8 protein-coding genes are annotated in these 11,921 nt (G+C 62.5%); 5 read left to right on the top strand and 3 right to left on the bottom strand.

Features of this window, described 5'->3' with window-relative positions; all coding sequences use genetic code 11:
- Positions 1-668, bottom strand: a 668-nt coding sequence (locus PSO31014_RS20805) for a biotin/lipoyl-containing protein (protein WP_343039592.1), incomplete at its 3' end; no start/stop codon positions are given.
- A 97-nt stretch (positions 669-765) separates the two neighbouring features.
- The gene (aceE, locus tag PSO31014_RS20800; RefSeq protein WP_150553349.1) at positions 766-3,453 is read right to left on the bottom strand and encodes a pyruvate dehydrogenase (acetyl-transferring), homodimeric type; all 2,688 of its coding nucleotides are present in this window, start codon (positions 3,451-3,453) and stop codon (positions 766-768) included.
- Positions 3,454-3,795: 342 nt separating this feature from the next.
- Between aceE and PSO31014_RS20795 the strand changes: the two genes are divergently transcribed.
- The 5 genes from PSO31014_RS20795 to PSO31014_RS22480 all read left to right on the top strand — a co-directional run bounded on the left by PSO31014_RS20795 (position 3,796) and on the right by PSO31014_RS22480 (position 11,087).
- On the top strand, positions 3,796-6,279 hold the full coding sequence (locus PSO31014_RS20795; protein WP_217424932.1) for a PAS domain-containing sensor histidine kinase: 2,484 nt from the start codon (positions 3,796-3,798) through the stop codon (positions 6,277-6,279).
- On the top strand, positions 6,276-6,920 hold the full coding sequence (locus PSO31014_RS20790; RefSeq protein WP_017231575.1) for a response regulator transcription factor: 645 nt from the start codon (positions 6,276-6,278) through the stop codon (positions 6,918-6,920). The genes PSO31014_RS20795 and PSO31014_RS20790 overlap by 4 nt, the downstream gene beginning before the upstream one ends.
- Before the next feature lie 300 nt (positions 6,921-7,220).
- Positions 7,221-8,075, top strand: coding sequence for a bifunctional methylenetetrahydrofolate dehydrogenase/methenyltetrahydrofolate cyclohydrolase FolD (gene folD, locus PSO31014_RS20785; protein WP_150553348.1), 855 nt, complete (start codon positions 7,221-7,223; stop codon positions 8,073-8,075).
- 236 nt (positions 8,076-8,311) lie between these two features.
- Positions 8,312-10,390 (top strand): M3 family metallopeptidase, encoded by a 2,079-nt coding sequence (locus PSO31014_RS20780; protein WP_150553347.1) that lies wholly within the window; start codon positions 8,312-8,314, stop codon positions 10,388-10,390.
- Positions 10,391-10,937: 547 nt separating this feature from the next.
- Positions 10,938-11,087: a hypothetical protein gene (locus PSO31014_RS22480; RefSeq protein WP_174976605.1), complete on the top strand. Its 150-nt coding sequence runs from the start codon at positions 10,938-10,940 to the stop codon at positions 11,085-11,087.
- A gap of 295 nt (positions 11,088-11,382) precedes the next feature.
- On the opposite strand, the gene PSO31014_RS20770 is transcribed toward PSO31014_RS22480, so the two are convergent.
- Positions 11,383-11,919, bottom strand: a complete 537-nt coding sequence (locus tag PSO31014_RS20770; RefSeq protein ID WP_150553345.1) for a phosphoribosyltransferase — start codon at positions 11,917-11,919, stop codon at positions 11,383-11,385.
- Positions 11,920-11,921: the final 2 nt, after the last annotated feature.

Raw genomic sequence — 11,921 nt, 5'->3', positions numbered from 1 at the left:
GGTGCCGCCGGGGCCGGTGCGCTCGCTGCGGCGACGGCCTTGGCCGGTGCGGCAGCAGCAGCGCCCTCGAGCACAACGATCAACGTGCCTTCCGACACCTTGTCGCCCACCTTGATCTTCAATTCCTTGACCACACCGGCGGCCGGGCTCGGCACATCCATCGACGCCTTGTCGGACTCCAGCGTGACGAGCGACTGCTCGGCCGTCACCGTATCGCCCACCTTGACCAGCACATCGATCACGGGCACGTCGTCGTATCCACCAATGTCCGGCACCTTGACGTCGATCTTGCTCGTGCCGCCGCTGGCGGCCGGGGTCGCCGGTGCAACTGGCGCAGCAGGTGCCGCGGCGGGCGCGGCCGCTTGCGGCGCAGCCGCAGGCGCCGGCGCGGGAGCGGCCACCGCATTGGCTTGTGCGCCCGAGCCGTTAGCGGTCTCGAGCGTCAGAATGAGGGAACCCTCGGATACTTCATCGCCGACTTTCAGGCTCAGCGCCTTGATGATGCCGGCGGCCGGGCTCGGCACATCCATCGTTGCCTTGTCCGATTCCAGCGTGATCAGGGCCTGCTCGGCATCGATCTTGTCGCCCGCCTTGACCAGCACGTCAATGACGGGCAAGTCCTTGAAGTCACCGATATCGGGGACTTTCACTTCGATCACTTGACTCATTTTCCACAGTCTCCTCGAGGCTGCGCTTGACGTGCGGCGCGCACCCGCCCGCCGCTAAGGGGCGGCTGGCGGTCGCACGCGCCGCGCGAAGCGGCCTTTAGACGGTCATCGGGTTGGGTTTGTTCGGATCCAGGTTGTACTTGGCAATCGCTTCGGCAACCTTGGTCGCCGGCAGCGTGCCTTCGTCGGCCAATGCCTTGAGGGCAGCGACCGTGACCCAGTTACGATCCACCTCGAAGAAGTGACGCAGCTTCTCGCGCGTATCCGAACGGCCGAAGCCGTCGGTGCCGAGCACCACATAACGACCCCGCACGAACGGACGAATCTGATCGGCGTACGTACGGATGTAGTCGGTCGATGCGATGACCGGGCCACGGGTGTCGTTCAGGCACGACTCGACATGCGACAAACGCGCCGTCTCGGTCGGGTGCAGCAGATTATGGCGCGCCGCGTCGTTACCTTCGCGGGCCAGTTCCGTGAAGCTCGGGCAGCTCCACAGATCCGATTCGACGCCCCAATCGTTCTTGAGCATTTCGGCGGCGGCGATCACTTCGTTGAAGATCGTGCCCGAACCCAGCAGTTGCACACGCGGCGCCTTGCTGTCGTCCACCCCGCGACGGAATGCGTACATCCCCTTCAGGATGTCTTGCTCAACGCCTTCCGGCATGGCCGGATGCGCGTAGTTCTCGTTCATCACGGTCAGGTAGTAATAGACATCTTCCTGATCCTGCACCATGCGACGCAGGCCGTCCTGAACGATCACGGCGAGTTCGTAAGCGAACGTCGGATCGTACGGCAGGCAGTTCGGGATCGACGACGCCCACAGCAGCGAGTGACCGTCTTCGTGCTGGAGACCTTCGCCGTTCAGGGTCGTACGACCGGCCGTGCCGCCCACGAGGAAACCGCGAGCGCGCATGTCACCGGCCGCCCAGGCCAGATCGCCGACGCGCTGGAAGCCGAACATCGAGTAAAAGATGTAGAACGGGATCATCGTCTCGCCGTGCGTCGAGTACGACGTTGCGGCTGCGATCCAGTCGCACATGCCACCGGCTTCATTGATGCCTTCCTGCAGAATCTGACCGCTTTCCGATTCCTTGTAGAACATCAATTGATCCTGATCCTGCGGGATGTAGCGCTGGCCGACCTGGCTCCAGATACCAATCTGGCGGAACAGACCTTCCATACCGAAGGTACGGGACTCGTCCGGCACGATCGGCACGATGCGCTGGCCCAGGGCCTTGTCCTTGAGCAGCACGTTGAGAATCCGCACGAACGCCATCGTGGTCGAAATCTCGCGGCCTTCGGCGGTCGCCTTGAGCAGGGCATCGAATGCGGACAGCGCAGGCACAGGCAACGATGCTGCCTTGGTGCGACGCTGCGGCAGGTAACCGCCCAGTTCCATGCGGCGTGCGCGCATGTATTCGAGTTCCTTCGAGCCTTCCTCGAACTTCAGGTACGGCACGTCGGCGATCTGGTCATCCGCGATCGGCAGCTTGAACTGGTCGCGGAATTTCTTGAGCGACTCCACCGGCATCTTCTTCTGCTGGTGGGTGATGTTCATGGCCTGACCGGCCTCGCCCATGCCATAGCCCTTGATGGTCTTGGCCAGAATGACAGTCGGCTGGCCCTTGTGCTGGGTGGCCGCCTGGTACGCGGCGAAAATCTTGTGCGGATCGTGCCCGCCGCGGTTCAGCGCCCAAATGTCTTCGTCGGACCAGTCGGCGACCATCGCCTTGAGTTCCGGCGTGTTGAAGAAGTTCTCGCGCACGTAGGCGCCGTCCTTCGACTTGTAGGTTTGATACTCGCCGTCGACACACTCCATCATGCGCGTCATCAGCAGACCCTTCTTGTCGCGGGCGAGCAGGGTGTCCCAGCGGCTGCCCCAGATCACCTTGATGACGTTCCAGCCGGCACCGCGGAATTCCGATTCGAGTTCCTGGATGATCTTGCCGTTACCGCGCACCGGGCCATCCAGGCGCTGCAGGTTGCAGTTGATCACGAACACGAGGTTGTCGAGATGCTCGCGACCGGCCATGCCGATGGCGCCGAGCGATTCCGGCTCGTCCGTCTCGCCGTCGCCGAGGAAGGCCCAGACCTTGCGGCCCTCGGTCTTCACGATGTTGCGCGACTCGAGGTACTTCATGAAGCGCGCCTGGTAGATCGCCATGATCGGGCCCAGGCCCATCGACACCGTCGGGAACTGCCAGAAGTCAGGCATCAGCCACGGGTGCGGGTACGACGACAGACCGCCGCCGTCCACTTCCTGGCGGAAGTTCTCGAGCTGGGGCATTTCCAGACGGCCCAACAGGAAGGCGCGGCTGTACACGCCCGGCGACGAGTGGCCCTGCACAAAGATCAGGTCGCCACCGTGCTTGTCGGAGGGTGCATGCCAGAAGTGGTTGAAACCAACGTCATAGAGCGTTGCGGCCGAGGCGAACGACGCGATGTGACCGCCGACGTTCGTGTCCTTGCCAGCGCGCAGCACCATCGCGATCGCATTCCAGCGGGTGTATGAGCGAATCTTGTGCTCGACATCCTGATCGCCGGGAATACGGGCCTGCTGGTCGAGCGGGATGGTGTTGATGTAGGGGGTATTCGCCGAGAACGGGTGATGTTCGCCGTTGATGCGGGCGAACTCGATCAGCTTCTCGAGCAGGTAGTGGGCACGCTCTGGGCCCTCGGCCGCCAGCACGCCTTCGAGCGAGGCCAGCCATTCTTGCGTTTCTTGGGGATCGGCGTCCGCGGGGGAGACGATCTTGAGGGCTTCTTCAGGTACGGCGGACATGGTGTCTCCTTGTCTGTCGTTAGCGGGTTGGCGTGACGGTCGAATCCCGCTTTATGGACGGGCCCACCGGCTTTTTTACCGGGGCATTGTACGAAGGTTGTTCCTGCCTCCGCAAGCTAAATTTCAGATTACGATAGTAAATTTCATAATACGGAATTCTGCTGCAGTGCACATAAAATCAACAGGTTGCTGGCACTATCACACCACGATTTGCCGGCGTACCGCTCGGTCTCGACAGCAAATTGCGCGGCCGTCTTACCCAAAAGCTCGGAGGCTTCCGAAAAGCAAGCGGGAACCGTTGATGGCAGCGGGAAACCGCCCGGCCTGCGCTACAATCTCGCCATGCTTTCGCCTCGCCTCGCCAATTCCGCTCCGCCGTCCCGGTCCGCTGCTACGTCTGCCCGCTCCAACCGCTGGTTGCAGGGGTTCGCGGAGTCGCACTACTACTTGCTGGTCCCGCTCGTCTCCATTGTGATCTTTCTCGTGGTGATGAGTCTGATCCTGTGGAGCCTGAACCGCCGGGAGACGGAGCAGCAGCAGGACACGCTGTATCGGAATGTGGCTTGGGCGCAGCAACAGATTCGCCTCAATATGCTGGCCATTCAGGACCAGATCAGCTCGCTTGCGCGCGACACGGCAGCCAAGCCGCAGGACGTTGCGCACTTCCAGAATACGGCGAACGAACTGATGCAAAATCATGCGGACATCGTCTTCATGAATTGGCTGGATGCGTCGCAGCGTTCCAAGTGGGCGGCGCCGACGGACTCGCCGTTCGCGTCGCGGTTGCAGGGCTCGGCGCAGCATCCGATGGAAGACGAATTATTGGTTGCATTCCGCGCCGCCCGCGATTCGCGCCGATCGGCCTATTCCACCTTGATTTATGACGCCTCGGGGGCAAGCTACATCGTCGTGCAGGTGCCCGTGCTGCGTGAGCGCGAATTCCTCGGCACGATCAGTGCGGTGTATTCGGTGGAAGGCTTGCTGATCCACGAGTTGCCGCAGGAGCTTGGCGACAAGTTCAAGGTGTCGTTTATCGACACTCACAACAACGAGCTGGCAACGACATCGACACGCCCGCCGTTGCCGCGCGATGTCTCCTACGAGTTGCTCCTCGACCCCCCCGGGCACAGTCTCGCGGTGCGCATCTACTCGTATCCGGCCGTCGGCAATTTCGTCAACAACACGCTGGTGTGGCTGATCGCCGGCTTGTCGTGCTTCGTGCTCTGGAGCCTATGGAGCCTGTGGCGGCATACGCGCCAGCGCTTCGAGGCACAGCAGGCGCTGTTCAACGAGACGTCGTTCCGGCGGGCCATGGAGAACTCCATCGTCATCGGCATGCGTGTGCTTGACCTGCAGGGCCACATTACTTACGTCAACCCCGCGTTCTGCCGGATGACAGGCTGGGATGAGCAGGATCTCATGTACCGGGCACCGCCCTACCCTTACTGGCCCAAAGACGACATCCACGAAATGCAGCGCCGCATCGACATGACGCTGCGCGGCAAGGCGCCCTCGCACGGCTTCGAAATTCGCGTGCAGCGCAAAGACGGCACGATCTTCTACGCGCGCATGTTCGTCTCGCCGCTCGTGGACGCGCATGGCCGCCAGACCGGCTGGATGTCGTCGCTGACCGATATCAGCGAACCGAAGCGGGCGCGCGAGGAACTCGCCGCCGCCCATGAGCGGTTCACGACCGTGCTGGAGAGCCTCGACGCGTCGGTATCGGTACTCGCCGTCGACAAGGCGGAATTGTTGTTCGCGAATCGTTATTACCGGCAGTTGTTCGGTACGCGCCCGGAAGGCCACCTGGAGTTGTCAGGCGGCGGCGAACTCTCCCCCACGTCGCTCGACCATATCGATCTGGTCGACGCCTTTGCCGGACTGCCTGCCGCGTCGCTCACCGACACGGCTGCGCAGACACAGGAAATCTATCTGCCGGCGCACCAGAAATGGTTCGAAGTCCGACGACAATATATTCAGTGGGTCGACGGCCACTTGGCACAGTTGCAGGTGGCAACGGACATTACGGCCCGCCGTCATGCAGAGGAGCTGGCCCGTCAGGAAGAAGAACGCCTGCAGTTCACCGGGCGCCTGACGACCATGGGGGAGATGGCCTCGTCGCTGGCCCACGAACTGAACCAGCCGCTCGCGGCCATCAACAATTACTGCATGGGCACGGCGGCGCTGGTGCGTGCCGGGCGCACCTCACCGGAAACGTTGCTGCCCGCGCTGGAAAAAACGTCACAGCAGGCGGTGCGTGCGGGCATGATCATCAAGCGGATTCGCGCGTTCGTGAAACGTAGCGAACCGAAGCGTCAACCCTCGTCGATCTATGAGATCGTAGCGGATGCCGTGGGCCTCGCCGAGATTGAAGCCCGCAAGCGCCGCATTCGCATTGTGACCGAGCTGCCCGCCGGACTGCCACAGATCAACGTCGACCCGGTGCTGATCGAACAGGTGCTCGTGAACCTGCTCAAGAACGCCGCCGAGGCCATGCAAGGCTACACGCCGCCGCCCGGCCAGCGGCGCGACCTGAGCGTGCGTCTGCACGTGGAACGGCGAGACAAATCGGTCGAATTCCAGGTATCGGATCACGGACCTGGGGTGGACGAGGCCACCATCGAACGATTGTTTGAACCTTTCTTTAGCACTAAATCGGACGGCATGGGCATGGGCCTGAATATCTGCCGTTCGATCATCGAATCGCATCACGGCCGTCTGTGGGTAGAAAACAATGACGTCGACGGCGTGCGGAATGGTTGTACTTTTTGTATTCTGTTACCGTTAGAAGGCGATACGACATCCGGATCCGGGGGAGGACTATGACAACACCCAACACCACTATCGAACAAGAAACCGTCTTCGTCGTTGATGACGACGAGGCGGTTCGCGACTCGCTTCGCTGGCTACTCGAGGCCAATGGCTACCACGTGCGAGGCTTTGCCAGTGCCGAGGAATTCCTTTCGCACTACAACGGGCATCAGCTTGGCTGCCTGATTCTGGATGTCCGCATGCCGGGCATGAGCGGCCTGGAACTTCAGGAAAAACTGGTCGAGAACCGGTTCAACATTCCCATCATCTTCGTGACGGGCCACGGCGACGTGCCGATGGCGGTCGACACGATGAAGAAAGGCGCAATGGACTTCATCGAAAAGCCTTTCGACGAGGCGGAACTGCGCGCACAAGTCGAGCGGATGCTCGCGAAAGCGCGGCAAGACGCCAGCAGCCAACGCGAATTGCAAGCCGCCGAGGACCTGCTGTCCAAGCTCACGAGTCGTGAGCATCAGGTGCTCGAGCGCATCATTGCCGGCCGCCTGAACAAGCAGATCGCAGACGATCTTGGCATCAGCATCAAAACGGTCGAGGCGCACCGCGCCAACATCATGGAGAAGCTTAACGTCAATACCGTTGCCGACCTGCTCCGCCTGGCGCTCTCGAAACGTTCCGGCGGATCGCCTCGCCCCTGACCCGAACGCCGCCCGTCATCCGCTCGGCATCGCGCCGGCCAACTGACGGGGGTGCCGGAGTGCCGGACCAACGACCGGTAGCATCGCGACCGGTCGCGTCGGCATGATGTTGCTCGCCAATGACATGCGGCGAGCGGCGTCAGCCGTGCAGCGCAGCGGCTCGCTCGACGCCGCCGCCCCCTCCCGCGCGTTGCGGCGCGCCGCTATAATACGGTCTTTGCGCCTGTCACCTGCCTGACTGGCGCGGCCGTATCCGGCCCATCGGGCCAGCCCCCTTCCTTCCTACGATATCCACGCATCATGACCGCCACCCTCATCGACGGCAACGCCCTCGCCAAACGTATTCGCGCCGAAGTTGCCACCCGCGCCGCCGCTCTGACCGCCCGCGGCCACCAACCCGGGCTTGCCGTGGTGCTGGTCGGCGAGGATTCGGCCAGTCAGGTCTACGTGCGCAACAAGGTCAAGGCCTGCGAAGACAACGGCCTGTATTCCTCGCTCGACCGCTATCCGGCAGATCTGACGGAGAGCGCCCTGCTCGCCCGCATCGATGAACTCAACCGCGATCCAAAGATCAACGGCATCCTCGTTCAATTGCCCCTGCCCAAGCACATCGACAGCCACAAGGTGCTCGAAGCCATTGCGCCGGAAAAGGACGTCGACGGTTTCCATGTGTCGAATGCGGGCGCCCTGATGACGGGGGCACCGCTGTTCCGCCCGTGCACGCCCTATGGCTGCATGAAGATGCTCGAGTCCGTCGATTTCCCGCTGCGCGGGGCGGTGGCCGTGGTGATCGGCGCGTCGAACATCGTTGGCAAGCCGATGGCGATGATGCTGCTCCAGGCAGGCGCCACCGTCACGATCTGCAACAGCAAGACGCGAGATCTGGCCGCGCACACCCGCAACGCTGACGTCATTGTCGCGGCCGTGGGCAAGCGCAATATCGTCACGGCCGATATGGTCAAACCGGGTGCGGCAGTGATCGACGTCGGCATGAACCGTGACGACGCGGGCAAGTTGTGCGGCGACGTCGACTTCAACGGCGTCAAGGACGTGGCCGGCTATATCACACCGGTGCCGGGCGGCGTGGGTCCGATGACGATCACCATGCTCCTCGTCAACACGCTCGAGGCCGCCGAGCGCACCCTCGACGCCTGATTGCCAGCACCGCGCGTCACGCAGGGCGTGCTCGACCCGTCGGTCGCGCGCGCCCTTGTTGCTTTTGGGCCCGTGGTTGAATCGCCGGCGGAAGCCGTTGAATGGCGGCCGGGTATCGCATTCCCAGGGATTCCACCGCCAACGCACCCAATCGGACCGGTTGAAAAAAACGACTGGAAAATTGCCCGCGATGCCCCCACACTCTTCGTAAGCCCCTCCCCGTGGACAACGAACGCATGAATACGCCACAAACCAACCCTCTGCTCGATATCCAGGGACTCCCCCGTTTTGCCGAGATCCGCCCCGAACATGTGACGCCCGCCGTCGACGTGCTTCTGGCGCAAGCGCGTGCAGCTGTGGACAAGGCCGCGGATCCCGCCACGCCGCCGACCTGGGCCAACATTCTCGACGCCGTGGAAGACGGCACCGAAGGCTTGGGCCGGGCGTGGGAAATCGTTGGACACCTGAACGCCGTCGCCGACACCCCGGCGCTTCGCGCGGCATACGGCGATAACCTGCCGCGCGTCACCGAATTCTCCGCCAGCGTCGGCCAGAATCTGGCATTGTTCGAAAAGTACAAGGCCATTGCGGCCGGTCAGGAATTCGCGGATCTCTCGCCGGCTCGCAAGAAAATTCTCGACAACGAGATGCGCGGCTTCCGATTGGGCGGCGCCGAGCTCCCCGAAGACCAGAAACCGCGATTCGCCGACATCCAGGAAGCGCAGGCGGACCTCGCCAAGCGATTCTCGGATCACGTGCTCGACGCGACCAACAAATTTTCGCTTGTCGTGACCGACGAGCAGGAACTCGCCGGCCTGCCCGACGACGACAAGGCCGCGGCACGCGCCGCCGCGCAGCGCGACGGCCTGGAAGGCTGGAAATTCACGCTGCATTTCCCCTCGTACTTCCCGGTGCTGCAATACGCCGACAATCGCGCGCTTCGCGAAACGCTGTACCGGGCCAATGTGACCCGGGCTTCCGAACTCGGCCCGCAATTCGGCAACGGCGAGGCGGACTGGGACAACACCGAGATCGTTGTCGAGCAACTCGCGCTGCGCCGCGAGGAAGCGCACATGCTCGGCTTCAAGAACTACGCGGAGGTATCGCTTGAGCCCAAAATGGCGGAATCGCCCGCGCAAGTCCTCGAGTTCCTCGAAGACCTCGCCCGCCGCGCGCGTCCGTACGCCGAGCAAGACTGGGCCGAACTGCAAGCATTTGCCGCCGAGTCGCTGGGCATCGAGAAGCTGCAACCCTGGGACACGACTTACGCATCGGAAAAGCTGCGCCAGCAACGCTACGATTTCTCGGAATCGGAAGTCCGTCAATATTTTCCACTGCCCAAGGTGCTCGACGGTCTGTTTCGCGTGGCCGGCACGCTGTTCGGCGTGACGATTCGCCCGCAGGATGCCGAAACGTGGCATCCGGACGTTCGCTTCTTCCGCATTGAGCGCGATGGCGAACTCGTGGCGCAGTTCTACATGGATCTGTTCGCCCGCGAAGGCAAGCGCGGCGGTGCCTGGATGGACAGTGCCCGCACGCGCAAGCGCCTGCGCAACGGCACGCTTCAAACGCCGGTGGCGTACCTCGTGTGCAACTTCCCCGCACCCGTCGGCGACAAGCCGGCGTTGCTCCCGCACGACGACGTCATCACGCTGTTCCACGAGTTCGGACACGGCCTGCATCACATGCTCACGCAGGTGGAAGATGCCGGCGTGGCGGGCATCAATGGCGTCGAGTGGGATGCTGTCGAGTTGCCGTCCCAGTTCATGGAGAACTTCTGTTGGGAGTGGGATGTGCTTGAGCACATGACCGCTCACGTGGAGACGGGTGCCCCGCTGCCGCGAGCCCTGTTCGACAAAATGCTGGCCGCCCGCAACTTCCAGAGCGGTTTGATGATGCTGCGTCAGTTGGTCTTCTCCGACTTCGACATGCACCTGCATTACGATTTCGATCCGCGCGGCAACGAGTCGGTGCTGGCGCTTTCGCAACGCATCAACGATCGATTGCACGTTACGCCTCAGGCGGATTTTTCGCGTTGGCCGAATACCTTCAGCCACATCTTCGCGGGCGGCTACGCGGCCGGTTATTACAGTTACAAGTGGGCCGAGGTGCTGTCGGCGGACGCGTATGCAGCGTTCGAAGAGGCGGCGACGGTCAGCGGCTCGGTCCTCGATACCGCCACTGGCGCCCGCTACCGCGACGAAATTCTCGCAGTGGGTGGCAGTCGTGAAGCGATGGCGTCGTTCATTGCGTTCCGGGGTCGCGCACCGGAAGTCGATGCCTTGCTACGCCACAGCGGCATGTCGGCAAGCTGACGCACCGCATCAAGTCAGCGAGGAATGAACAACGGGCGCCTCTGTGCGCCCGTTGTTCATCGTGATGCCGGATGCACGCCATCATTCATCGTCGTCACAGCCGTTCGGTCGCCAAACATATTGGCTCGTTCCCTTATCGAGACAGCGAGCCGCCTGGAAGCGAATGGTGCACCCGTTTTCATACGTTCGCACGCATGCACCGTCGACGCATCGCGTCTGCATACGAACCACCTGACCGGTAGGAATCCGGCATAGTGCGGGCGACGCTGACGCCGCCTGCGGTGTCGGCAAACGCCTCCCCGGGCGCTGACCGCTGTCGAACCAAACCTGCGCGCTATCGAGCGAACATTGCCCTGCACGCTGACACACGACGAAGGCGTCCTGAACGGCAGACGTCTGCATGTCACCCAGCGCGATGCCGATCTCTCCATTGACAGCGCGCACGACCGCCCAGTAAGCCGGCCCATTACCGGACATCAACACTTCGCATCGCCCGCCCCGGCGACCGGAAGCTAGTTGGGTTCGGCAACGATCCAGCGCGGCCACCTTGGCCTTTGCCATCGACGTCTGGTCGGTCACCGACACATACCGAATCCCGCTCGCGGTCCGCACCCCGGCCACCGCCGACGCCGCGACACCCGGCGTGCTGGCGATCGCCAGCACGCTCGCGAGCCATACCGTGCAAATCAAGGGATAGGAACGCCACCACATATTCATGACGGGACCGCAGCCGCGGGATTTCCAGAAGTCGAGATTGATACGGCATCAGATCACATCGCCGGAACCCACGAAGCGCCGAGCAGAAGGGAAATCAGCCGCCATATGGCTTCGCCGCACCGCCGTTAGATCCCCCTTTGCAATCGGGAGACAACGCACCAACGACGCGCGCTCAAAAAAACAGGCGGTGCATCTCACGATGTCACCGCCTGCTTGTCGGGGTTTCCCCCTTGCCGAACGCCGCCTCGCGACACGTTCAGCCATCCCGCCATCGCTCAGGTGCCGCGCTTGATCCACGCCGACAAATTGTGCGGACGCAGCGTATCGTACTCTTCGAACGGCTGGTGAATCCACGGATTCGTCGGCAGGAAATCGACCGCGTAATCGGGAGCCACTTTCGAACACGCCTTGTGCCACAGCACCGCAGAGCGCACGTCTGTCACCTTCGGGAAACGCTCCTTGAGGTGCTTGCCAACGCGCTCGAGCGTCACGCCCGAATCGACCAGATCGTCGACCAGCAGCACGCGGCCTTCCAGCTCGCCGCGCGTGATGGTGATGAAGTGTGCGATGTCGAGGTCACCACGAACCGTGCCTTCGGCTTCACGATACGAACTGGTCGCCAGAATCGCGAGCGGCACGTCGTAGATGCGTGCGAGTTGATCGCCCACACGCAAGCCACCCCGGGCCAGGCACAGGATCTTGTCGAACTTCCAGTTCGATTCGTAGACCTTGAGCGCAAGTCGCTCGATGAGCCGATGATAGTCGTCCCACGAGACCCAAAGGTTCTTGTCGTCGTTTTGGGGTAGATTCATGG

This window comes from Pandoraea soli (assembly GCF_902459595.1).
Lineage (GTDB): Bacteria > Pseudomonadota > Gammaproteobacteria > Burkholderiales > Burkholderiaceae > Pandoraea > Pandoraea cepalis.
The sequence above is the reverse complement of the archived record's forward strand: the minus strand, read 5'-3'. Positions and strand labels throughout refer to the sequence as shown.